We start from the raw sequence: 23724 nt of genomic DNA on the forward strand, positions 1-23724 counted from the left end.
GATGGGAATGGCATGGCAGACAGGGAATTCGACCTCGTACTGTTCGGCGCGACGGGTTTCGTCGGCAGGCTGACCGCGCAGTATCTGGCCGAGGCCGCTCCGGCGGGCGCACGCATCGCGCTCGCGGGCCGATCGCTGGAGAAGCTGACCGCGGTGCGCGACGAACTCGATGGGGCCGCGGCGATCTGGCCGTTGCTGGTCGCCGACTCCTCCGATCAGGCGGCACTGGATGCGCTGGCGGCCCGCACCAAGGTCGTGGTCACGACCGTCGGCCCGTACCTGCGCTACGGCCTGCCGCTGGTGCAGGCCTGCGCGGAGAACGGCACCCACTACGCGGATCTGACCGGTGAGCCGCTGTTCATCCGGGAATGCATCGATCGGTACGGCGAGCGGGCCGCCGAAACCGGCGCGAAGATCGTGAATTCCTGTGGCTACGACTCGATTCCGTCGGATCTGAGCGTGTATCAGCTGTACCGCCGGTCGGTCGCGGACAACACCGGCGAACTGACCGACACCACGCTGGTGGCCTCGCTGTCCGGTGGTGTCAGCGGCGGCACGATCGATTCCGGCCGCGCCATGATGGAGGCTATCGCCGCCGATCCGGCGAAGGGTTCGGTGCTGTCGCACCCGTATTCGCTGAGCCCGGACAAGACGATGGAACCCGATGTCGGCCGGCAGTCCGACCAGGCGCTCTCCCGGGCCTCGGCCATCGATCCGAGTCTCGACGGCTGGGTCGCCACCTTCGTCATGGCCGCGCACAACACCAAGATCGTGCGCCGCAGCAACGGCCTGCTGGGCTGGGTCTACGGAAAGAACTTCCGCTACCGCGAGGTGATGAGCGCCGGTAAGTCGGCGGTGGCGCCGCTGGTCGCGGCCGGAATGGCGGGCGGCATCGTCGCCACCATGACCGCCGGCGCGCTGCTGTCCCGGGTTTCGGCCGGACGTCGGCTGCTCGATCGGGTGCTGCCCAAGCCCGGGACCGGGCCCAGCGAACAGTCCCGCCGCAACGGCTGGTTCACGATGAAGACCTTCGCCCACACCACCTCGGGCGCGAAATACGTCTGCACCTTCGCCGGCCAGGGCGATCCCGGCTACCAGGCCACCTCCGTGATGCTCGGCGAGGCGGGGTTGTGCCTGGCCTTCGACGATCTGCCGGAGCTGGCGGGCATTCTCACCCCGGCCTCGGCCATGGGTGATCCGCTCACCGAACGGCTGCGCCGGGCGGGGCTGACGATCGAGGTCGAGCGCGCCTGAGCGATGCCCAGCGCCGGCGTCGGCCGGTTCACAGATCCTCGGGCAGTGATCGGGTCAACCGCCACAGCGCGTGCACAGCCGCACCGTCGAGCATGCCCACCTCGTCGAAATAGCGCAGCATCGGCTCGGACAGGAACCGGATGGTCTCCCGGTACTGCGGGCCGGTGAAGGCGGCCGCGAACCCGCGCCGCGGGTCGATGCCGACCGCGCGATACACCTGCGGATTGATCAGCATCGGGTAGACGACCAGCGCGAAGTAGGCCAACAGCAGTTGATGCGGCAGCCGCTGCCATCGCGAGCGCCGAGCCATCCCCCGCGCCAGGGCATCACGGGCGAAGCTGATGTGGCGGGCCTCCTCCAGCACGTGAATGCGCATCAGCTGACGCACGTGCGGCTGAATGCGACTGTCCGCCATCGCTTCTCGCTGTCCGCGGTCCAGAATCTCCTCGATCAGCAGGGTGCCGGCGTAGACGACCGGGCCGATCGGGAAGTGTTCGGCGACGCGCAGTTGCGCCCGGTTGAGCAGTATCGGGCGGTAGGGCGGGATCCCGGTCTTGTCGATCAGCCGCGCGAACATCGTCGAGTGGCGTGCCTCTTCGGCCAGTTCGGTCAGTGCGTACATGGCGTGCTGCGAGGTCGGATCCCGCTCCACGATGCGCAGCAGATATTTGCTGAGCAGGCCCTCCGCGACGATGCCGAACGAGAGCAGGCTCACCAGTTCATGTTTGCCGAGGTCGATCCGCTGCTGCGGGGCAAGCCGATCCCACAGCGGTGTGCCGTAGAGCGAGATGCGGTGCTCGGGCAACCAGGCCTTGTCCGGCTGCCACGGCTGCTCCCAGTCGATATCGATGTCGGCATCGTAGAAATGTTCGGCCGAGGAGCGCAGCAAGCGCTGCGCGACGCGTTCGCGTCCTTCCCGGCCGTCGATGTGATGCGTCATCGCACTCACCGTCCCTGCCGTCCCGGTCGCGACGCGGCCGGTGTCGATCCGGTTCGCTCACACCGCGCAGTTGCCGGGCGGTGTGAGCGGTGGCACACTCGATATTACCTATAACTCTTCGTCACGGCTACGGCGTTCACCAGCCGAGGCGATACCGGCAGGTACGACCATGAGACACCCCGAAGCGGACTATCACGGACCGGCGGTCGTCGTGCTCGCCGGCCACGAATATCCGGTACACGTCCGGCTCAACGGCCATCACCAGCCGATCGACGGCGTCTACCGCTGGTACGGCCGGATCGACCCGGACCCGGCGCTCGATGCCGCAACCGGCTCCCGCAAACATCGCGTGGAAATTCGCACCCCCGAAGGGAAGGCCGCGGCGGCTCTGGGTGATCGCGACTTCTGGGGACGACTACGCATCACCGGCCGTAGTGTCCCGCCGTACCGGATCCCGACGGCCGAGGACGTCGAGCCGAGGGCAGCGCGGTGAATCCGACGCGCGGCATCAGGTATCCGAGCCACCGACCGCGGCGGCGAAGACGACCCGGTGCGCGAATCACGATCACCACCAGCCCTCGCCCCGGCCCGCTCCGACCCGCTAGCCCGGATGGGACGAAAGTTGCCACGCCCCAGGGAATTACAAGTTTTTCAGGTCTCGAGATGTGCGGATTCACAACGTCGGCGTCGCTTGCGCTCCGGTAAAGTTCTGCGGGGGGACTTTTCGGGCGGAAGGGGATCATCGAGGTGCCGATGCCGGATACCGGTCAGCGCGTCGCCCGCGAATTGTACGCCGCGGCAACAGGTTCCGACCGCACTTCCTTCTCGATCGCCGAGGACACCGCGCGCAATCTCGCCGCCGCCTGCGATCGACTGGTCGAGGACCTGCACGCCGCGCACGCCGCCTCGGCGCCGTTGGCCGAGGTACGCGGCTTCGGCGAATTGCCCTCCGGACAGGCGCTGGCCCGCGGATTCTCCGCCAAGGGCAGGGAATTCGCCGACACCGTCGCCTCGTTCCAGCAGACCGCGCTGCTGTTCAAGGCCGCCTACCTTGCCGCGGGCAAACACTTCGAGGAGGCCGAGGCGGCCAATCGCGCGGCCCTGGCGCTCGATCGCCCCGACCCGGAAACCCCCGATGGGCACTGAGCCGCAGTTCGATCCGCCCTATGTCGCCGATCGTGAGGTCTACGGTTCGTACAGCCATCGCGACCTCTGGGAACAGGTGCACGAGACCCTCGACCCGACCGCGCTCGGCGACGCCGCGGCGGCGTGGCGACAGCAGGCGACCATGGTGGCCGCGGCCTTTCGCACCTTCGCCGATGCCGCGCGCGTGGAATTCGAAGCCTGGTCCGGGCAGGCCCGTGCCGCCGCCGTCGCCGCGACCGAGGCCTTCGTCGACCGGGGCGCCGCGGTGGCCGAGACCTGCCTCGAACTGCACCGGCTTCTGGACGCCGATGCCGAAGCGGCACAATCGATTCGGGATGCACTGCCCGAGCCGCTCGAGTACGTCCCGCTGGCGGATCCGGTGGCCGAAGTCGTCCACGGCGGCGCCCGCCGGATGAGCCACGACATCGCCGCGGCCGCGGCGTTGGCCGAGGCCCGCGACGTGCTGACCTTCCGGTACAACACCACCCTCGCCGCCTCCGGCGACCGGGTGCCACGCTTCGCCCCGGATTCGGGTGGGGGTCGCCGGTTGTGAAGTGGGTGCTGACTCCCGACGAGTTCGCCCACGTCTGGGCCACCGAAACCGATCTCGACCGCCGCCCCTATCCGGTGAACATGATTCCGGAATCGACCGTGCGCACCGAATCCCAATATGCCGCACTGCGATTGCCGTCCCGCTACGCCCGCAACACCGATCCCGATCTCACCGCGGCCCTGCTGCTGTGCACTCGGCCCGATGCCACCACCTTCACCGTCTCCGGCCGGCGCGGACTACCCGGAACCGAGGCCGAACAGATCCTGGCCTTCGCCGCGGTCGTCCACCGGCATGCCGCGCTGCTGGTCGCGCGTCCCGACGCGGTCAGCGTGACCGTCTGCCACGCCCGCGGGGTGGGCGAGCGCCTGGTCGCCGCGATCGGGTCGGCTCCTGCCGGAAAGGCCGGTCCGATGCGTGAACCCCAGGACGCGGTGCTGGACCCGGCCACCGATGCCGGAACCGACGGCGATATCACCGCGCCCCGGCGCCCGGGTGCGGCCCGGTTCCGCCGCACATTGCGCGCGCCCGTCGATTCGCGCGGTTTCATCACCGTCACCGTCGCTCCCGACAATCCGATGTCGCCGCCGACCCGCCACCGCACCTGGCTCGACATCACCGGTGACGGACGCTATCTGCTGAGCACCGCGGCCGAACTGACCCTGACGCCGGTCGGCGACGCCGAATTCGCCGCCGTCCTGCTGCGGCTGGCCGGAATCGGCTGACATCCGGCCGCGCGGGACCATACTCGACGGTTATGGCGAAATCTCCGTGGGCCGAACCGGCCGGCACCGCATTACGAGCCGCGGGAGTCCGGCTCGACTCCTACGATCCCGCGGCCACCCCCGGCTTCACCGGCGGCAAGAAGCTCGGCGAGCAACTGCTCGGCAAGCGGGGCCGGGTGCTCTCGGAACTCCAGGAGATGCTGTTCGCCAACGGCCGCTCCGGTGATCACCGCAATCTGCTGCTGGTGCTGCAGGGCATGGACACCGCCGGCAAGGGCGGAGTGGTCCGACATGTGATCGGCATGGTCGATCCCCAGGGTGTCCGGCACGCCGCCTTCGGCGTCCCGACCGAGGAGGAACGCCGCCATCACTATCTGTGGCGGGTCCGGCGCCGACTGCCCGGTGCCGGCCAGATCGGCGTCTTCGACCGCTCCCACTACGAGGACGTGCTGGTGGTGCGAGTGCAGAAACTGGTTCCGCAAGCGGAGTGGGAGCAGCGCTTCGACGAGATCAACCGATTCGAGCGCGAGGTCGTCGACGCGGGTACGACGATCGTCAAGGTCGCGATGTTCGTCTCCCTCGAGGAACAGAAGCGCAGGCTCGCCGAACGGCTCGAGCGACCGGACAAGTACTGGAAATACGATCCCAGCGATATCGACGACCGCGCCCGCTGGCCGGAATATCAGCAGGCCTATCAGGATGTGCTCGATCGCACCGACACCGACCACGCGCCCTGGTACGTGGTACCGGCCGATCGCAAGTGGTTCGCCCGCCTGGCCATCACCGAACTGCTCGTCGACGCGCTGACCGGCCTGAAGCTGACCTGGCCCGCCCCGCATTTCGACATCGAGACCGAGAAGGCCAAGCTGGCCGCCGGCTGATCGCGGCTGCGACCGAGGTCACCGATACCGGCGATTTCCGTCCCGGTCTCGGGGATCTCTCAGGTTCACCGGGAATCATGTGGGCCGAATGTGCCGTCGGCGGCGTCGCGACGGCGCACCGGGCGGCCCGTACGATCGCAAGCGGCGTCGATATCGCTTGTCCACACGAAACACAGGAAAGGCGTGGTGAACTCCGAGGTGAGCAAGAATCCGCGTGGGAAGAACTCGCTGACGGCGGTGCGTGGCGGAGACCGCACGCGCACGATCCTGATTCAGGTGGGCGTCGCAGCCGTGCTGATCGCGCTCATCGCGGCCATCGGCATCAGCATCGCGGTCAAACAGTCGAAGAAGAACGACGTCGGCCCGGTGCCCTCGGTCACCGCGCAGCCGGCCTCCGCCGACGCGGTGACCGGTTCGATCACCGATCAGGGTGAGATCAAGATCGGCAAGCCCGGCGCCAAGGCCGACATCCGAGTTGTCGCCGACCTGCAGTGCCCCGCCTGCAAGATGTTCGAAGGCGCCAACACCAAGGCCATCGAGGATGCGGTGAACGCCGGCACCGCGAGCGTGCGCTACAACATCATCGCGTTCCTGGACCAGTCCTCGGGCGGGACCCGCTACTCCTCGCGCGCGGCCAACGCCGCCTACTGCGTCGCCGATTCCGACCCGACGAAATTCCTGCCGTGGCTGAGCAGCATGTACGAGCAGCAGCCGCCGGAGGGCGGCACCGGCCTGCCGGACGAGAAGCTGGTCCAGATCGCACAGGCCGCCGGCTACACCGACCCCGCCGTGGCCGAGTGCATCACCTCGGACAAGTACGACAAGTACGTGCAGAAGACCACCAAGGACGTGCTGAACAGCGGCATCAAGTCCACCCCGACCGTCTTCGTGAACGGTAAGCAGATCACCGGCTCGCAGCAGCTGATGCAGCCCGACGGCCTGCGCGCCACGATCGAGGCCGCGGCGAAGTGATCACCGCACGACCGCGCGCGGCGTGGCTGCTGCTGGCCGGCACCCTGCTGGGCTGGCTGGCGGCGGTCACCCTGACCATCGACGACTTCAAACTGCTGAAGGATCCCTCCTACCGCCCGTCGTGCAGTATCAACCCGATCCTGTCCTGCGGTTCGGTGATGGCGACCCATCAGGCCTCGGTCTTCGGATTCCCCAATCCGATCATCGGCGTGGTGGGGTTCTCGGTGGCGGTCACGATCGCGGTGCTCGCGGTGGCGGGCATCGCGCTGCCGCGATGGTTCTGGGGCGGGCTGTGGATCGGCCTGATCGCCGGGATGGGTTTCGTCTTCTGGCTCATCTTCCAGAGCCTCTACCGGATCGGCGCGCTGTGCCCCTACTGCATGGTGGTGTGGGCGTTCACCCCGGTCTGCCTGGCGGTAGTCACCGATCAGTTGTGGGGCGGTGCCCGCGGCATCCTCGGCATCATCGCGCAATGGCGCTGGACCGTCGTGGTCGTCTATTACGCGGTCGTGCTGCTGCTGGTGTTCCTGCGCTTCCAGGACTACTGGCTGTCGCTGTTCTGACCGGGTCACCGGGCCCGGCGGCCCGGTCCCGGCTCAATTCGGCGGACCACTGGCCAGGGTGACGGCCACGTGCCGGTGGGACCCGTCGGGCGCGAGCAGCTCGAGATGGACCACATCGTCGGGCTTGCGCACATTGAGCGCGGCCTTCAGGTTCTGCGCCGAACCGATCGGCCGGCCGTCGACGGCGACGATGACCTCACCGGAATCGACACCGGCGGCGAAGGCCGGCATCCCGTACACCGCCACGTCCACGCGCGCGCCGGTCGGCTTGGCGTCGGAGGTCAGCACGCCCAGGGTGGCGGTCGGGCCGACGTGCACGGTGTCGGTCGGCACTCCGGCTCGAATCTGGCGCACCACCGCCAGCGCGCGGTCGATCGGGACCGCGTAGCCGCTGGCCCGCCCCTCCGATCGGGACAGCTCACCGGATGCGGCGGTGACCACGCCGATCACGGCACCGGCCCGGTCGACGAGGGCGCCGCCGGACTGTCCGGAGACCACCGGCGCCGCGACCTCGATCATTCCGATCAGCGCCTTGCGGGTGAGGTCGGCGGTATCGCGCGCCACGATCGAGGCGTCCAACGCGGTCACCGTGCCGGGCGTCGCCGTCGGTGAACCGGTGCCGCCGGCGTTGCCGATGGCCAGCACCTGATCACCGATCCGCACGCCGGCCGAACTTCCGATCCGCGCCACCGCCAGCGCCGCGGCACCGGTGAGCGACAACAGCGCGATATCGGCCTCGGAGTCGTAACCGAGCACGGTTGCCGGATAGCGCGACCCGTTGCCGATATCGCCGACCGTAATGGTCTCGGCTCCCTTCACCACGTGGTGGCTGGTGAGGATTTCGCCGTCCGGGCTCAGCACGATGCCCGATCCGGCGGCGCCCATCCCGCTCGGCCGGATCGAGACGTTGATGTTGACCAGTTCGGGTTCGACCGCCGCGGCGACCGCCGTCGGATCCATCGGGGGCAGCGGCGGCCCGAACAATGCCGAGGAGGTCCGGCTCGCCGGCAGTGCCCAGCGGGGCAGATCACCGTGATATCCGAGGAATGCGGTCCCCACCAGGGCCATGACGAGCACGAACACGGCCGTCGACAGCCATCCCCCGCGAGCCGCACGCGGATGCCGGCCCGGATGCTGGTCGTCCATCGCCGCTCCCGATTCTGCGTGCCCGGTGGGCTGGCGGAGTTCGTGATCTCATGTGTACCAAATCGGCGTGGCGCGCGACATCAGTCCTGCAGAGCCGCGACCCCGAACATCGCCGCCGCCCCGGCGATCGTGCAGAACAGCACCGTGCGCGAGGGCCGGCCCGAATGTGCTTCCGGCAGAATGTCACTCGTCGCCAGATACAGCAGGAAGCCGGCGAAATATCCCAGGTACAACCCGGCCACGTGCGGGGGCACCCGGATCACGGTCCCGATCACGGCACCGGCCACCGGCGCCAGCGCGTCCAGGATCAGCAGGGTCAGTGCCCGGCGCCGGGCACTGCCGTAGAGGGTCGGGATCGTGAAGGCGTTGAATCCGTCGGCGAAATCGTGCGAAATCACCGCGATCGCGACCGAGATCCCGAGCGCGGATCCGGCCTGGAAGCCGACGCCGATACTGAGCCCGTCCAGCATGCTGTGGAAAATCAGCCCGGCGGTGGCGAGCAGTCCGACCGATTGGAAATCGTGCGTGTGGCGGCCGAAGTCCTGTTCGTGGCCGACGTGGATCGCCATTTCCCGTTCGATGATGTGGATGGTGAAGAAGCCGATCACCGCGGCCACCAGCGCTCCCGGCACCCCGGCGACGACCTGATCGGATTCGGCCAGCGCGTCGGGGATCAGGTCGAAGGCGACCACGCCGAGCATGATCCCGGCGGCCAGGCCGAGTACCAGCCGCTTGCGCTCACCGATTCGTGCGGCGACCAAACCGCCCACCAGCGTCGAACACATGGATATCAGCGCCAGCACGATCGCCACCGGATCAGCATCCGGTATCGGCACCACAGCGGCACGCACATCCGATCGGCGAGTCACCGCGTTTGCGTCCGCAACCATGCGGGAGTAGGCATGAACGCATGACCACAGCTGCCGCGTATTCCGTTTCCGCACCCGACGGCCGGTTCACCAAAACCACCATCGAGCGTCGCGAGCTCGGCCCGCACGACGTGCTGATCGACATCAAGTACGCCGGCATCTGCCACTCCGACATCCACACCGCCCGCAACGAATGGCACGGCACCGCCTATCCGTGCGTCCCGGGCCACGAGATCGCCGGACTGGTCGCCGCCGTCGGTTCCGAAGTGAAGAAGTTCCGGGTGGGCGATCGGGTCGGTGTCGGCTGTATGGTCGATTCCTGCGGCGAATGCGAGCCCTGTCTGGCCGGTGAGCAACAGTACTGCGAACGCGGGGCGACCATGACCTACAACGGCCGGGTGCCCGAGGAGATCCAGGCCGGCGGCTACACCTTCGGCGGATACTCCACGCAGATCGTGGTGACCGAGGGTTTCGTGGTCGGCATTCCGGAGGGCATCGGCCTCGACGAGGCAGCGCCGCTCCTGTGCGCGGGCATCACCCTCTATTCGCCGCTGCGGCACTGGAATGCCGGACCCGGCAAGCAGGTGGCCATCATCGGAATGGGTGGGCTCGGCCACGTCGGGGTGAAGATCGCCGCGGCCCTGGGAGCCGAGGTGACGGTGCTGAGCCATTCCCTGAGCAAGCAGGACGACGGCCGCCGCTTCGGCGCACACCACTACTACGCCACCAGCGACCGGGAGATTTTCCGGCAACTGCGCAACCGTTTCGATCTGATCATCAACACCGTCTCGGCCGATCTGCCGATCGACACCTACATGCGGCTGCTGAAGCTCGACGGGACGCTGGTCATGCTGGGTCTGCCGGACCAGCCGCTGGCGGTGCGGCCGTTCACTCTGACGGGAAACCGGCGATCGCTGGCGGGTTCCAATATCGGCGGCATTCCGCAAACCCAGGAGATGCTCGATTTCTGCGCCGAGCACGGCATCGGCGCCGAAATCGAGGTCATCTCCGCCGACCGGATCGACGAGGCCTACGAGCGCGTGGTCGCCAGCGATGTGCGCTACCGCTTCGTCATCGACGCCGCCACCATGTGAATTTCGCCGCGTCCCCGGCCGGTGCCCCCACCGGGTCGGGTAGGCGCGCGTCGGCCGCGCTGCGCCGCAGCAGCTCGGCCAGATGCCGGCGAATCCGGCCCATCTGCGCGCGGCTGTGGTCCCGGGTGTCGTATTCGACCTGCACCGTGAGCCGGTCGCCCAGGGTGAAGGCGGTCACCTTGGGCGGCATGCCGGGCCCCATCGCGAGCAGATTGTCGCGAATCGGCCGAAGCTCCGCCGGGAGAACGTGAGCGGGCACCCGGCCGATATTCGACAGCGCGATACTCGGCTGCCCGGCGAGCAGGGCCGCGGTGGTCTCGTCGCGAATATGCCTGCCCGCCAAGGAAAGCCGCGCCGGATCGCCGCGATCCAGTGCCGCCCGCACGTCGTCGTGCACGACCCGGCCGAGTTCGAACGGATCCGCGGCCGGGGATACCGTGAGCAGGGTGCCCCACCCCGAGGCGCAGTTGAGGACGATGTCCTCCGACAACCACGGTTGCACCGCCGCGCGCAGATCGGCCGCGTACCCGCACACCATCGGCAGCGGGTCGGCCCCGCCCAGTTCGGCCCGTACCGCTACCAGCGCACACCCGCTCAGCAGGCCGTTGACCCCGATACCGGCGGCCCGCGCGGCCGCGGCGAAGCCGGCGGTCGTCGCCGCGTCCAGTTCGATGCGCTCCGCGGCGAACAGCCCACGCTCGGCGCCGGCAGCGCCATCGCACACCAGCCGGGCCGGGGCCTGCGTCATCATGGCGCGCATACGATCCAGCAGGTCGAGGACCTCGGCCTCGGCGACGGACCGGGCCAGGCGTTCGTCGATCGCCTGCGGTAGTTCCCGATTCGCGGCCACCGACATGGGCGCACCGCGCCGGTGCGCGGTGTAGCGCCGCCACATCCGATCCAGGAGCGCGAAACCCGAACGGCCATCGGCTATTCCGTGGTGAACGACGAGGACGATCCGGCTCTCGGCACCGTCGCGGAACACGTGCCCGAAGAACAGTCCGCGCCGCCAATCCTGTGGGCGGTTGACGAAGTCGACGTATTCGATTTCGCCGCCGGGACTTTCGGTGAGTTCGGGCCGGTGGTCGTCGACCCGGCGCAGCATCGGCACCTCGCCGTCGACGGGCAGACAGCTGAGTAGCGGGTGTTCGGCGGCCAATTCGGCCAGCACCGTGCGCAGCACGTCGACGTCGAGCTCACCCTCGACCGTCGACCCGATGAACAGCGCCATGCCGCCGACCGGCACGGACCCGAAACTGGCGCCGACCCGGAAGTAGCCGGACTCGAAGGGGGATATGGGGCGTTGCGTGACCATCTGGCACCTCTCGAACGACTCGGAGATCACACCTCGAACCATACATATGTTTAAAACACTTGTCACAAACATTTGTTTGAAACATGCGTCAGTCGCCGCTTGCTACCCTGCCGACGTGGGAACACGTGAGGATCTTCTGGCCGCCGCCAAGCACTGCCTGGCCGAACGCGGCTACGCCCGGACGACCGTGCGCGATATCGTCGCCGCATCGGGGAGCAACCTGGCCGCGATCAACTACCACTTCGGAACCCGGGACGCTTTGCTCGGCCAGGCCATGATCGAGTCGACCAGCGAGGCCGTGCAGCAGATCCTCGACGCCCTCGCCGAGAGCAACGAAGCGCAACCAGCCGAGCGGCTGCTCACCTTCCTCCGACGCCTCATCGCCACCTTCACCGAGGAGCGTGCGCTGTGGGCGGCCAACATCGAAAGCTTCGCGCAGGCATTGCATTCCGGCGAGGTGCAGGCCGACATATCCGCGAAGCTGCACGAGGGCCGGGCCGCGCTGACTCGAATGTTGTTGCCCGACAACAGCGATGCGGCCGACGGCGGCGCGATCGGCGCGCTGCTGTGGACCCTGCTGGACGGCCTGCTCGTACAGTGGCTGCTCGACCCGCCGTCCGCCCCCTCCGCCGAGCAGATCGTGGCCGGATTGCGCATCCTGGCACCGCTGCTGTAATCGGCGCGCCGCATCGGCTTTTTCCACTGTGACCTCCGCCACCCCAGTTGGCAATACCGCGCGCGATCAATTAAGAATATGTGCGTTCGAATCACGTGAAATCAGACGTCGATTCGCCCGGGGGGGTCATCGAGCGTGTGGGGATCAGCCGTGGGGGAATCGTTCGTCGGGGAGGAATTCATCATGTTCCGTCGTTCCATGAAAAATGTCGGTCGCACACTGATCGTCGGGGCGCTGCCGATCGCGGTGGCCACCGCGTTCGCCGGTGCCGGGATCGCCCAGGCCGACACCGCCCCCGCGGCGCCGGTGGTACACACCGTCGCGGCCCCGGTCGCCCCGGCACCGGTCGCGTTCCAGCAGCCCGAGATCACCGCCGACGCGGCACCCGCCGCGCCGGCCGCCACCGCCGCTCCCGTCGCCGCTGCCGCGGCGAAGGCGCAGGACATCGCCACCGATCCGGCCGCGCAGGACCACGACCCGGTGCACAACGGCGCGGCCGCGGGCGCCGGTCTCGGCGCGGTGCTGGGCGGCGTGGGCGGGGCGGTCTCCGGCCTGCCGCTGTTCGTCATCGGAGCGTTGCCGCTCGGCGTCGTCGGCGCGATCGGCGGCGCCATCAGCGGTGCGGTCATCGGTGCGATCGTCGGGACGGTTTCGCCCGACGTGGTCCCGCAGGTGCTGCCCTGATCCGATAATTCGCGGGGCCGGGCGGGGCAATTCACAGCGCACCCGCCCGCTTCCCGGAATCGGATTTTTCCTTCGAAAAGACTGCCCGAAAAACCGGATATCGCCGGACCGGTATTCGGGCCGGGATGCCGGGCGGTTGCCGACCGAACAGCACACCGGCCGGTCACATTTCTCGACAGCTGTATTTCCGAGCGGCGGATATTCGGAAATCGCCGCCCGCACCGGGCTACCGAATCCGCAGCACGGCCCCGGTTGCGGTGCTGACCAGCAGCGATCGCTCATCGCCGGGAACGGTCACGACCGAGGTCACCGGGACGCCCAGGTCGGCGACGGTACAGATTTCGCCGCCGCCCGCAGGATCGATGCGGACCACCCGGCCGGTCGTGGTGGCGTCGTAGAGCATGCCGTCCGAGCCGACGGTGAGATCGTCCGGAAGCGCGGTGAGCGGCAGTGCGCCGAGGGTGACCTCGGCGATCGTCGTCTGTGCCCGGGGCGCCCCGAGCGGTATCCGGACGATCCGGCCGGTGGCGCTCCGGTAGAGCGTCACGTAGATCGAATCACCGTGATACGCAATGCCGTTGGCCCCGTCCGCGGTGGCGCCACCGGTCCACTCCGGATCGATCGATCCGTCGCGGCGGACTCGCACCACGCCGTGCGCGGTATCGGCGACGTAGAGATCGCCGGCATCGTCGAATGCCGCGCCGTTTGCCATGCCCAGCCCGGTTACGAACGGCTGCGGGACGGGCCCATCGGCGTCGGGGTCGAATCGAACGATCCCGCTCCCGTGCGCTCCCTGCAACAGTCCCGCCGAGGAGTCGCCGTACACGACGTACAGCGCGCCGTCGGGGCCGAGCCGGATCGCACCCGGCGCGTCGATCGCCACCTCGGCCGTCACGCGGCCCGCGGAATCGTAACGCTGCACCACATTCCGGAAGACCCGCGACACCCAGAGGTTGCCGTGCGCGTCGAAGCCCAGATTCTCCGCGAAATCCAGGGGCGTCGAGGCGGGCAGGACCGGTTGCACCGACGCCGCGCGACAGTCCGGCGCGTCGGCGCCCGCCGGAGCGAGGCCGGTGGGAAGCAGGGCCGGCGTCCCGACACACAGTGCCGCGAGCGCACCGATGAGCGCCGAGCGAGCGACGACCGTCGTGCCGGACTCACCCGCCCGAGCGAACCGCCGACCCCTGCGCACACCCCCGCTGAACGATCTCATCACGGCCTCCTGCCGATCGCCTGCGACATCCGTCCGGCGGCGCCGATGCCGCCGGCCCGGTCAACCGGTTCCGGCCGGAATCCTACGGCCCGCGCACCGGCCGTGCGCCCGGTCGGCACTTGCGTGCCGCAGCGCTCGATGTGCCCGCGACGAACACCCGGAGGCAGTCATTCCCGCAGGTAACGGTCGGAACCCTGTAACTCGTTGCACCACTTGACCTTCGGCTCCGCGATGCCGCCCGTACCCCGGTACGTGGCCGCGGTACACGGCATCGGGACGACACCCCTTCGCCGAACTGCGCCGCCGACCTTCCGGTACGGCGTAAGGTCGGTCCCGGAACCGTTCCCCGGACCGCCCCTGCGGGAAAAACCGCAGGTCGGCTCGCCGGTTCCGCGTCGGTGTTCGACAACCATGCTGGAGGTCTCCTCGTGCCCGACCGGGAATCGTTCGACTACATCGTCATCGGGGCGGGCAGCGCGGGCTGCGTCCTCGCCCACCGTCTCACCGAGGATCCGCAGGTCTCGGTCCTGCTGTTGGAGGCCGGCCCGGAGGATACGGCCGACGAGATCAAGATACCCGCGGCGTGGGGGAAACTGATTCGCACGCAATGGGATTGGCGATACGAGACGACACCGCAGAAGCATCTCGGTGGTCAGCGCGCCTACTGGCCGCGGATGAAGGCGCTCGGCGGCTGCTCGTCGATGAACGCGATGATCTTCATTCGCGGCAATCGTGCCGACTACGACGGCTGGCGGCGTGACTTCGGGGCGGTCGGCTGGAGTTACGACGAGGTGTTGCCGTATTTCGTCCGGTCCGAGACCAATACCGGGATCCGATCGCAGTTCCACGGCACCGACGGCCCCCTGCACGTGGAGGATCGCCGGTTCACCCACGAGCTGACCGATGCCTGGATCGCGGCGGCCGCCGCCGCGGGCCTGCCCCGCAACGAGGATTTCAACGGAGCCGCCCAGGAGGGGGTCGGCCGCTACCAGGTCACCCATCGCCACGGCCGCCGCTGGTCCACCGCGGACGGCTATCTCCGGCCCGCGCTGAGCCGGCCGAATCTCACGGTCCGCACCGAGGCGCACGCGACCTCGCTGGTCTTCGACGGCACCCGGGCGATCGGCGTCACCTACCGCCGGCACGGCAGCGAGCACACCGTGCACGCCGAGGCGGAGATCCTGCTGTCCGGTGGCGCGATCAATTCGCCGCACCTGCTGCTGCTGTCGGGGATCGGACCGGCCGCCCACCTGCGTGAGTTCGGTATCGACGTGGTCGCCGACCTGCCGGGAGTCGGGGAGAATCTGCACGACCATCCGGTGACCCCGATCCTGTGGCGCACCCGCGGCGTCTCCGATCTCGCCGATTTCGAGACTCCGCTGCGGCTGGCGCAGTGGCAGGCCCTCGGTCGTGGCCCGCTGACCTCGAACGTCGGTGAGGGTGGCGGTTTCGTGCACACTCGCGACGGCCTGGAGGGCCCGGACATCCAATACCACGTCGCCCCGACCGCCTTCTACGACAACGGTTTTCACGAGAACATCGCGCCGATGTTCACCGCGGGGCCGACGCTGGTCGATGTGCACAGCCGCGGCCGGCTGCGATTGCGCTCGGCGGATCCGATGTGGAAGCCGGAATTGGATCCGGCCTACTTCAGCGACCCGCGCGATATGGACGCGCTGCTCGCGGGTTGCCGGCAATTGATCGAGATCGCGAACCGGCTGCCGCTGGCGAAATATCTGGATCGACCCTATCTGCCCGAACGCGCCGACCAGCTCGACGAGGACGGCTGGCGCGCGCACGTCGAACGCTGGACCCAGACCCTGTTCCACCCGGTCGGCACCTGCGCGATGGGCACCGGGGAGGCGGCGGTGGTCGATCCCGAACTGCGCGTCCACGGTGTCGACGGCCTGCGGGTGGTCGACGCCTCGGTCATGCCGCGGATCGTGCGCGGTAACACCAACGCCCCCACGGTGATGATCGGCGAGAAGGCGGCCGACCTGATCCGCGGGCGCACCCCGTCGTCCACATCCGGCAGCGCGGCGAAGGAGGCCACCCGATGACGACCGTGAACGAGATCGGCGAACTCGATACCCGTCGCACCTTCGAGGTGCGCGATCCGGGCACCGGAGATGTGGTGGCCGACTATCCGATTCACACCGCGGCCGATGTCGCCGAGACCGTGGCGCGGGCGCGGGTGGCCTTCGAGTGGTGGTCGACGCTGGGCCACGCCGAGCGTGCCCGGCGGCTGGCCGGTTTCGCCGGCCTGCTGGCGCGCCGGATGCGGCAGCTGGCGGCGGTGATCCACGACGAGACCGGCAAACCGTATTCCGACGGCGCGCTCGAGGTCGCGCTGAGCCTCGACCATCTGAAGTGGGCGGGCAAGAATGCGCCGAAGGTGTTGGGACGCAAGTCCGCCCGGGTCGGCCTGCTCACCGTGAACCAGGCGGCATCGGTGGAGTACAAGCCGCTCGGGGTGGTCGGCGTGATCGGGCCGTGGAATTATCCGGTCTTCACCCCGCTCGGTTCGATCGTGTACGCGTTGGCGGCCGGCAATGCCGTGGTGTTCAAACCGAGCGAATACTCCCCCGGCGTCGGCCGCTGGCTGGTGGACATGTTCGCCGAGGTGGTCCCCGAGCAGCCCGTGCTGCAACTGATCACCGGCGACGGCGAAACCGGTGCGGCGCTGTGCCGTTCGGGGGTGGACAAGATCGCGTTCACCGGCTCCACCGCGACCGCGAAGAAGGTCATGGCGACCTGCGCCGAAACCCTCACTCCGCTGGTCGCCGAATGCGGCGGCAAGGATGTGCTGCTGGTCGACGCCGATGCCGATCTCGAGGCGGCCGCGGACGCCGCGCTGTGGGCCGGCATGGCCAATGCCGGCCAGTCGTGTATCGGCACCGAACGGGTCTACGTCCACGAACGGGTCTACGACGCCTTCACCGAAATTCTGGTGACCAAGGCGAAACAGCTGCGCGCCGGCATCGATTCGGGTGCGAAGATCGGTCCGATCACGATGCCGAAACAGCTCGACGTGATCCGCCGGCATATCGAGGATGCGATCGCACGCGGCGGGCGGGCGCTGACCGGGGGCGCGGACACCATCGTCGGCCAGGTGGTGCAACCGACGATCCTCGTCGACGTCCCCGAGGACGCGCCGGCGGTGACCGAGGAAACGTTCGGGCCGACGCTCACCGTGGCGAAGGTGCCGGATATGGACACCGCGATCATCCGCGCGAACGACAGCCGGTACGGGCTGTCGGCCGCCGTGTTCTCGAAGGCGCGTGGGCGCGAACTGGCCGACCGGCTGCGCACCGGAATGGTCAGTGTCAACGCGGTTTTCACCTTCCCGCAGATTCCGTCGCTGCCGTTCGGCGGCGTCGGCGATTCCGGATTCGGCCGCATCCACGGCCCCGACGGCCTGCGCGAATTCACCTACGCCCACGCCGTGGCACGGCAGCGCTTCCCCTCGTTGCTGGCGTTGACCACCTTCGATCGCACCCGTAAGGCCGACGACACCGTGGCCACCTTGATGACCTTGCTGTTCGGCCGCCACTGAACAGCGGCGCGGCGAGAACGCGAAAGGTCACGTCCGCCGGACGTGACCTTTCGCGGGTGATATCGCCGGTTCTACTTGCCGGTCTGCTCGTGCAGCGCCTTCTTGGCCGCCTGCTGCGCGGCATCGACCTGCTTCTCGAACTTTCCGCCGGTCTGCTTGTCGACCAGATCGCCGACCTTGTCGATGACCGGGTCGAGCTTGTCGGCATTCTTGGCCGCCAGATCGGCCGCCTTGCCGGCAACATCCTTGAACTGGTCGAACATTCCCATGAGCGGTTCTCCTGATCTCGAAACAGTAGTCGTAGGCTAACCCACGTGCGGTCGGCGAATGCCCGGCACGAGCTGTGAATTCGGCCCCCGGACGACCCCGGCCACCGGCGCAGACGCACAACGCCCGGGCGGCGAACCACCCGGGCGATGCGTCCGGTAGCAATCTATTCGGCCGCTTCGGCGCGACGCCGGACCCGGCGGGCCGCGGCGACCATATTGCGCAACGACGGATCCAACTGCCAGTAGTGGCGGGTCTTCAACCCACCGTCCGGATTGGCCCACAGCCGCTGCGGAGTCACGGCTTCGGCTGCGGCGGTGAGCAATTCGTCGATCTCGTCGATATCCGGAATCCGCGCCGACCGGCTCTCGTACACGCCCGGGCCGACGCCGTGACTCAGGCCGTGGCCCTCCTCGACATCCTCGGTCAGCGCCTTGAGCACCCATTCCAGCGAACGGGTGGCCACGATGGCGGTGACATCGGCGTCGAGTTCCTCGATCGCGCGCACGATTTCCGAACGAGCCGAATAGGCGATGTGGGTGTGGATCTGGGTGTCCGGCCGGACCCCGGAGGTCGCCAGCCGGAAGGCGTTGACCGCCCAGCGCAGATACTCGGTGCGCCCGTCGGGACGCAACGGCAGCAGTTCGCGGACGGCCGGTTCGTCGACCTGGATGATCGCCACCCCGGCCTTCTCCAGATCCGCCAGTTCGTCGCGGATCGCCAGCGCCACCTGGTCGGCGGTCTCGTACAGCGGCTGGTCCTGCCGCACGAACGAGCGCGCCACCATCGTGACCGGGCCGGTCACAATGCCTTTCACCGGTTTGTCGGTCAACGACTGGGCATAGGTGATCCAGTCCACCGTCATCGGCTTCGGGCGCGACACGTCGCCGTAGAGGATCGGCGGCCGCACACACCGCGAACCGTAGACCTGCACCCAGCCGAAGTGGGTGGTGGCGAAACCGTCGAGCAGTTCCGCGAAGTACTGGATCATGTCGTTGCGCTCGTGCTCACCGTGCACCAGCACGTCGAGGCCGATGTCTTCCTGCAGGCGAATGGTGGCCTCGATCTCGGCCTCGATCCGCTTGCGGTACTCCTCGTAGGACAGCCGCCCTTCGCCCAGGTCGTAGCGCGCCTGACGGACCGCATCGGTCTGCGGGAAGGACCCGAGGGTGGTCGCCGGGACCAGTGGCAGGTTCAGGCGTTCCCGCTGCGCCGCCGCGCGCACCTCGTACGGTTCACGCTCGCGCATCTCCGGGGTGATCGCGTAAACCCGTTGCCGCACAGCGTGTTTCTGCTTGAAATGCACCGAGGTGGGGCGCTTGGCCCACTTTGCCGCGGTCTCGCCCCCATCCCCGCCCCGATGCACTTCGGTCAGCGCCTTGGCCAGCGAAACCACCTCGAGCACTTTCTGTTTCGCGAAAGCGAGGCGGTCGGCGACATTGCCCTCGATGTCGTATTCGACCAGCAGGTCGTAGGGCACGTGCAACAGCGTGGTCCCGGTGGACACCACCAGATCCGGGCAGACCTGCGACAGTGCGTTCAGATATTCCAGCGTCACGGGCCGATCGGCGCGCCAGACGTTGGTCCCGCTGATCACGCCCGCGTACAACCGCTTGCGCGCGATCCCCGGAATCGCCGCCAGCTCCTCGGGCCGGGTGCGATGGCTGGCCAGGTCGAGGCCGATCGCCTCCACCGCGGTGCCGGCCAGAATCCGCACCGCCTCACCGAAATCGCCGTACTGGCCGGTGACCAGGATGCGCGGACGCAGCGGCGCGGTCGACAAGCGGCGATAGGCCCGCTCGAACGCCTCCAGTTCCTCCGGCGAGCGTTCGCTGGTGAAACAGGGTTCGTCGAACTGCACGCAGGTGGACCCGCGCTTGGCGAGAATCTCGAGCAGCTCCTCGTAGACCGGCAGCAGTTTGTCCAGCAGCGTCAGCTTGTCGAATTCGGTCTCACCCGGCACCTGGCCGGCCTTGGACAGCAGCAGCAACGACAGCGGGCCCAGCACCACCGGCCGCAGCTCGATCCCGCGTGCGATCGCGCGATCCCACTCGTCGAGCAAGGCCTCGGGATGCAGCGAGAATTCGGTCTCGGCATCGAGTTCGGGCTGGCGGTAGTGATAGTTCGTGCCGAACAGGCGAACCAGCTCGAGCGGCGGCAGATCGGGCCGCCCGCGCGCCATCAGGAAGTAGAAGTCGAGCGGGTGCAGTTCCTCGCGGTACGGCTCGAACCGCTTCGGCACGGCGCCGAACAGCAGCGCGTTGTCGAGGATGTGGTCGTAGAAGGAGAAGGTGTTACCGGGTACCTGGGTCAGCCCCGTCGCGGCCAGCTCGGAGAACTGGGTGTCCTGGATCTCGCGCCCCACCGCGAGCAGTTCGTCGCGGGAGAGGGTGCCGTGCCAATAGGACTCCAGTGCGCGCTTGAGCTCCCGGTGCGGACCGATCCGCGGGTAACCCAGGATGCTCGATCCGAAACCGTCGGTGACGTTGACCATGAGCGGGACTCCCTTTCGAGCTGCGGCCGACAAGGACCTGTTTGCAGCTTATGCCCGGTAACGGTGATACCCGCCGAACGGGCGGTGGGTACTGCTGGTGTTGATGAAGTTGTGGACGAGACACCGGATCCGCGCTACTCGCGTGCTCCGACCCACACCGAGGAAACCGGAGACCCGCACGGGCCAACCGTTCACGGCCGGCTCGTCGTTCGGGGTGCACTGCGTAGGCGAAGCAAGCAGCGGTACCCGAACGGCGAGTCCCGGGCCGTGCACACGCCGAGCGGAACGAGGGCCGACAAACACAGCGCGAACATTTCCGAGACGGTGTATGGCAAGGGCCTCGCGAACGGGCGAGGTCCCTGCCGTGGCGCGCGAGCCGACCGTCTCTGTGCTCAGCCCCGGTTGTACTGGTAGAAGCCCGCTCCGGTCTTCTTACCCAGCAGCCCGGCCTCCACCATGCGCATGAGCAGCGGCGGGGCCGAGTACAGCGGCTCCTTGAACTCGGCGTACATCGAGTCGGCGATCGACTTCACCGTGTCGAGGCCCACCAGATCGGTCAGCGCGAGCGGGCCCATCGGGTGGGCGCAGCCGAGCACCATGGCCTTGTCGACGTCTTCCTTGGTGGCGAAACCGGATTCGACCATCCGGATGGCCGAGAGCAGATAGGGCACCAGCAGCGCGTTGACGACGAAGCCGGAGCGGTCGGCCGAGCGCACGACCTGCTTGCCGAGCACCTCGCCGGCGAAGGCTTCGGCGCGTGCGGAGACGGCCTCGCTGGTCTTGAGCGTGGTCACCAGCTCGACCAGCGGCAGCACCGGAACCGGGTTGAAGAAATGCATGCCCACCACCCGCTCCGGGTTGTTGGTGGCCACCGCGATCTTCATGATCGGGATCGAGGAGGTGTTGGAGGCCAGCACCGCTTCCGGGTCGGTGACGACCTTGTCGAGTTCGCTGAAGATCGCGGTCTTCACGTCCTCGTTCTCGACCACGGCCTCGACGACCAGCTGCCGGTCGGCGAAGTCACCGAGATCGGAGGTGAAGCGCAACCGCCAGGCGGCCTGTTCCCGCTCCCGCTCGGTGATCTTGCCGCTGCTCACGCCGCGATCCAGTGACCGCAGGATGCGGGCGCGGCCGGCGGCGGCCAGTTCCCGGGTCTGTTCGAACACGAGCACATCGACATGCGCCCGGGCGCAGACCTCGGCGATTCCGGCGCCCATCTGTCCGGCGCCGATAACTCCGACGCGCTGAATCTTTTCCACTGTTCCGCCTCTCCGGATATTTTGCGGGCGGCTGTGTGCCGCGATCAGTCATGCATCCGTTATTGCGTCGGGTGCCGAACCGGTTCTGGATGTACCCGATGAGTTACCCATGTTCTTACGAAATCAGTTGTCTCGTATCGAATTCTGCTGAGTACTTCGTCGACTGTCGGTGGTGGTCTAAGGGAAAAGCCCTCCCCGCCGGGGCTGTTCGGACGGGAAGGGCTTCGGACACTCGTTGCAGGAGTGCCCATGTCGGGTGGTGAGGTAACCCGGCGGCGACAGGTCGCCGCCGGGTCGGTATCACCGCCGCCCGCGTGGGGCGACTGCACAACTCAGTGGAACTGGCCCTCTTCGGTGGAGCCCTTCAGGGCGGCCGTCGAGGTGTTCGGGTCCACGGTGGTGGCGATGGTGTCGAAGTAGCCGGCACCGACCTCACGCTGGTGCTTGATGGCGGTGAAGCCACGCTCGGCGGCGGCCTTGAACTCGCGCTCCTGCAGGTCGACGAAGGCGGTCATACCCTCGCGGGCGTAGCCGTAGGCCAGGTCGAAGGCCGCGTAGTTGAGCGAGTGGAAGCCGGCCAGGGTGATGAACTGGAACTTGAAGCCCATGGCGGCCAGCTCGCGCTGGAACTTCGCGATGGTGGCGTCGTCCAGGTGCGCCTTCCAGTTGAACGACGGCGAGCAGTTGTAGGCCAGCAGCTGGTCCGGGAACTCGGCCTTGACGCCCTCGGCGAACTTGCGGGCGACCTCGAGGTCCGGGATACCGGTCTCCATCCAGATCAGGTCGGCGTACGGGGCGTAGGCCTTGGCCCGCGCGATGCTGGGCTCGATGCCGTTCTTGACGTGGTAGAAGCCCTCGGAGGTGCGCTCACCGGTGATGAACGGACGGTCGCGCTCGTCGACGTCGGAGGTGATCAGGGTGGCGGCCTCGGCGTCGGTGCGGGCGATGACCACGGTCGGGACGTCGGCGACATCAGCCGCGAGCCGGGCAGACGTAAGGGTGCGGATGTGCTGCTGGGTGGGGATCAGCACCTTGCCACCGAGGTGGCCGCACTTCTTCTCCGACGCCAGCTGGTCCTCCCAGTGGGTACCGGCGGCACCCGCGGCGATCATGGCCTTCTGCAGCTCGTAGACGTTCAGCGCGCCACCGAAGCCGGCCTCACCGTCGGCGACGATCGGCACGACCCAGTTGTCGACGGAGGTGTCGCCCTCGACCTTGGCGATCTCGTCGGCGCGCAGCAGCGCGTTGTTGATGCGGCGCACGACCGACGGCACCGAGTTGGCCGGGTACAGCGACTGGTCGGGGTAGGTGTGGCCGGACAGGTTCGCGTCACCGGCGACCTGCCAACCGGACAGGTAGATGGCCTTCAGGCCGGCACGCACGGCCTGCACGGCCTGGTTACCGGTCAGGGCGCCGAGCGAGTGGATGTACTCGCCCTCGGCGTTGACGCCCTCCCACAGCAGTTCGGCACCGCGGCGCGCGAGGGTGTGCTCTTCGACGACATTGCCCTGCAGCTTCACGACCTGCTCGGCCGTGTACTCGCGGGTGATGCCCTTCCAGCGGGGGTTGGTGTCCCAATCCTTCTGGATTTCCGCAGCGGTCTTCGGGGTGCCGATCTTCGACATCTGCTGACTCCACTTCTTCGTTCGGTCGGGCCCCATGCTCGGACTTGCGCGCTCTCGACTCCTGGCTGGTAGCGAGCCGGTCGATGTCCGAACTCTGCTGGAGCGGCAATTTGCAGGGTTGCTATGCCCATCGGGTGTACTTCCACACGATGGCACAACAAAAAATCGCCGTCTACCTGTTGCAAGTGTGAATCTCCGCTAGCTTTGCCGGGCACCTTGCTAACTTTGCAAAATTTGCCTGTTAATTGCACGGCGTTCTTCTACTGGCGAGTAGGGCTGACATGCGGTTTTGCGTAACGCTCGTACTGTTTCAGTGAGCCTTACCACCGCCGGGTTTCCACGGCCCGCATTGCCGGCTGTGAGGACCTTCACAACCCGAGGCGGCCGCCCTCGGTGTGGGCCGCGCCACTCGCCGCGGCGACCGACGAGTTCGGCCCTCCGGCCCGAGCGGGTCCGTACGATTCCCGCATACTCCGGCAGCTCGGCCCCGCCGGG

22 protein-coding genes are annotated in these 23724 nt (G+C 68.0%); 13 read left to right on the plus strand and 9 right to left on the minus strand.

What is annotated here, in order from left to right:
• Positions 1 to 12 precede the first annotated feature (12 nt).
• Positions 13 to 1254 (plus strand): saccharopine dehydrogenase family protein, encoded by a 1242-nt coding sequence (locus ON37_RS23945; protein WP_040722477.1) that lies wholly within the window; start codon positions 13 to 15, stop codon positions 1252 to 1254.
• A 28-nt stretch (positions 1255 to 1282) separates the two neighbouring features.
• Here the strand turns inward: ON37_RS23945 and ON37_RS23950 are convergent, their stop codons facing one another.
• Positions 1283 to 2194, minus strand: coding sequence for an AurF N-oxygenase family protein (locus tag ON37_RS23950; RefSeq protein ID WP_083893248.1), 912 nt, complete (start codon positions 2192 to 2194; stop codon positions 1283 to 1285).
• A gap of 169 nt (positions 2195 to 2363) precedes the next feature.
• Here ON37_RS23950 and ON37_RS23955 point away from each other — a divergent pair, with 169 nt between their 5' ends.
• From ON37_RS23955 to ON37_RS23985, 7 genes are all read left to right on the plus strand, one after another.
• Positions 2364 to 2687 carry a DUF4873 domain-containing protein gene (locus ON37_RS23955; protein WP_040722481.1) on the plus strand — a complete coding sequence of 108 codons (324 nt, stop codon included), beginning with the start codon at positions 2364 to 2366 and terminating at the stop codon, positions 2685 to 2687.
• 260 nt (positions 2688 to 2947) lie between these two features.
• The gene (locus tag ON37_RS23960) at positions 2948 to 3340 is read left to right on the plus strand and encodes a hypothetical protein (RefSeq protein WP_210742417.1); all 393 of its coding nucleotides are present in this window, start codon (positions 2948 to 2950) and stop codon (positions 3338 to 3340) included.
• A complete protein-coding gene (locus ON37_RS23965) occupies positions 3330 to 3893 on the plus strand; it encodes a hypothetical protein (protein ID WP_040722482.1) in 564 nt (187 codons plus the stop codon). The genes ON37_RS23960 and ON37_RS23965 overlap by 11 nt, the downstream gene beginning before the upstream one ends.
• Positions 3890 to 4615 carry an ESX secretion-associated protein EspG gene (locus tag ON37_RS23970; RefSeq protein WP_040722483.1) on the plus strand — a complete coding sequence of 242 codons (726 nt, stop codon included), beginning with the start codon at positions 3890 to 3892 and terminating at the stop codon, positions 4613 to 4615. Before ON37_RS23965 ends, ON37_RS23970 begins: the two co-directional genes overlap by 4 nt.
• 32 nt (positions 4616 to 4647) lie before the next feature.
• Positions 4648 to 5496 carry a polyphosphate kinase 2 family protein gene (locus tag ON37_RS23975; protein ID WP_040722484.1) on the plus strand — a complete coding sequence of 283 codons (849 nt, stop codon included), beginning with the start codon at positions 4648 to 4650 and terminating at the stop codon, positions 5494 to 5496.
• 186 nt (positions 5497 to 5682) lie between these two features.
• On the plus strand, positions 5683 to 6468 hold the full coding sequence (locus ON37_RS23980) for a DsbA family protein (RefSeq protein WP_245553397.1): 786 nt from the start codon (positions 5683 to 5685) through the stop codon (positions 6466 to 6468).
• Positions 6465 to 7031, plus strand: a complete 567-nt coding sequence (locus tag ON37_RS23985) for a vitamin K epoxide reductase family protein (RefSeq protein ID WP_040722487.1) — start codon at positions 6465 to 6467, stop codon at positions 7029 to 7031. Before ON37_RS23980 ends, ON37_RS23985 begins: the two co-directional genes overlap by 4 nt.
• Before the next feature lie 33 nt (positions 7032 to 7064).
• On the opposite strand, the gene ON37_RS23990 is transcribed toward ON37_RS23985, so the two are convergent.
• Both ON37_RS23990 and ON37_RS23995 read right to left on the minus strand, forming a co-directional pair.
• Positions 7065 to 8177 carry a S1C family serine protease gene (locus ON37_RS23990; RefSeq protein WP_040722488.1) on the minus strand — a complete coding sequence of 371 codons (1113 nt, stop codon included), beginning with the start codon at positions 8175 to 8177 and terminating at the stop codon, positions 7065 to 7067.
• Positions 8178 to 8257: 80 nt separating this feature from the next.
• Positions 8258 to 8989, minus strand: coding sequence for a ZIP family metal transporter (locus tag ON37_RS23995; protein WP_040722541.1), 732 nt, complete (start codon positions 8987 to 8989; stop codon positions 8258 to 8260).
• A gap of 98 nt (positions 8990 to 9087) precedes the next feature.
• Between ON37_RS23995 and ON37_RS24000 the strand changes: the two genes are divergently transcribed.
• Positions 9088 to 10140 carry an NAD(P)-dependent alcohol dehydrogenase gene (locus ON37_RS24000; protein ID WP_040722490.1) on the plus strand — a complete coding sequence of 351 codons (1053 nt, stop codon included), beginning with the start codon at positions 9088 to 9090 and terminating at the stop codon, positions 10138 to 10140.
• Here the strand turns inward: ON37_RS24000 and ON37_RS24005 are convergent.
• Positions 10118 to 11455, minus strand: a complete 1338-nt coding sequence (locus ON37_RS24005) for a phthiocerol/phthiodiolone dimycocerosyl transferase family protein (RefSeq protein ID WP_040722492.1) — start codon at positions 11453 to 11455, stop codon at positions 10118 to 10120. The two genes, ON37_RS24000 and ON37_RS24005, sit on opposite strands and share 23 nt — an antisense overlap.
• 115 nt (positions 11456 to 11570) lie before the next feature.
• Here ON37_RS24005 and ON37_RS24010 point away from each other — a divergent pair, with 115 nt between their 5' ends.
• Both ON37_RS24010 and ON37_RS31970 read left to right on the plus strand, forming a co-directional pair.
• Positions 11571 to 12131, plus strand: a complete 561-nt coding sequence (locus ON37_RS24010; protein WP_040722493.1) for a TetR/AcrR family transcriptional regulator — start codon at positions 11571 to 11573, stop codon at positions 12129 to 12131.
• A 183-nt stretch (positions 12132 to 12314) separates the two neighbouring features.
• Positions 12315 to 12815 carry a hypothetical protein gene (locus ON37_RS31970; RefSeq protein WP_168441326.1) on the plus strand — a complete coding sequence of 167 codons (501 nt, stop codon included), beginning with the start codon at positions 12315 to 12317 and terminating at the stop codon, positions 12813 to 12815.
• A gap of 226 nt (positions 12816 to 13041) precedes the next feature.
• Here the strand turns inward: ON37_RS31970 and ON37_RS24020 are convergent, their stop codons facing one another.
• Positions 13042 to 14028 (minus strand): SMP-30/gluconolactonase/LRE family protein, encoded by a 987-nt coding sequence (locus ON37_RS24020; protein ID WP_051031974.1) that lies wholly within the window; start codon positions 14026 to 14028, stop codon positions 13042 to 13044.
• A 428-nt stretch (positions 14029 to 14456) separates the two neighbouring features.
• Here ON37_RS24020 and ON37_RS24025 point away from each other — a divergent pair, with 428 nt between their 5' ends.
• On the plus strand, positions 14457 to 16088 hold the full coding sequence (locus tag ON37_RS24025) for a GMC family oxidoreductase (protein WP_040722495.1): 1632 nt from the start codon (positions 14457 to 14459) through the stop codon (positions 16086 to 16088).
• Positions 16085 to 17584, plus strand: coding sequence for an aldehyde dehydrogenase family protein (locus ON37_RS24030; RefSeq protein ID WP_040722497.1), 1500 nt, complete (start codon positions 16085 to 16087; stop codon positions 17582 to 17584). The genes ON37_RS24025 and ON37_RS24030 overlap by 4 nt, the downstream gene beginning before the upstream one ends.
• Positions 17585 to 17655: 71 nt before the next feature.
• Here ON37_RS24030 and ON37_RS24035 read toward each other — a convergent pair whose 3' ends face one another.
• The 4 genes from ON37_RS24035 to aceA all read right to left on the minus strand — a co-directional run bounded on the left by ON37_RS24035 (position 17656) and on the right by aceA (position 23229).
• A complete protein-coding gene (locus tag ON37_RS24035; protein ID WP_040722499.1) occupies positions 17656 to 17853 on the minus strand; it encodes an antitoxin in 198 nt (65 codons plus the stop codon).
• Between the two features lie 164 nt (positions 17854 to 18017).
• A complete protein-coding gene (gene metE / locus ON37_RS24040; protein ID WP_040722501.1) occupies positions 18018 to 20345 on the minus strand; it encodes a 5-methyltetrahydropteroyltriglutamate--homocysteine S-methyltransferase in 2328 nt (775 codons plus the stop codon).
• Between the two features lie 392 nt (positions 20346 to 20737).
• Complete coding sequence (locus ON37_RS24045; protein WP_040722502.1) at positions 20738 to 21622, minus strand: 3-hydroxybutyryl-CoA dehydrogenase; 885 nt, start codon at positions 21620 to 21622, stop codon at positions 20738 to 20740.
• Between the two features lie 314 nt (positions 21623 to 21936).
• A complete protein-coding gene (aceA, locus tag ON37_RS24050; RefSeq protein ID WP_040722504.1) occupies positions 21937 to 23229 on the minus strand; it encodes an isocitrate lyase in 1293 nt (430 codons plus the stop codon).
• Positions 23230 to 23724: the final 495 nt, after the last annotated feature.

It is taken from the genome of Nocardia veterana NBRC 100344 (genome assembly GCF_000308855.1).
Lineage (GTDB): Bacteria > Actinomycetota > Actinomycetes > Mycobacteriales > Mycobacteriaceae > Nocardia > Nocardia veterana.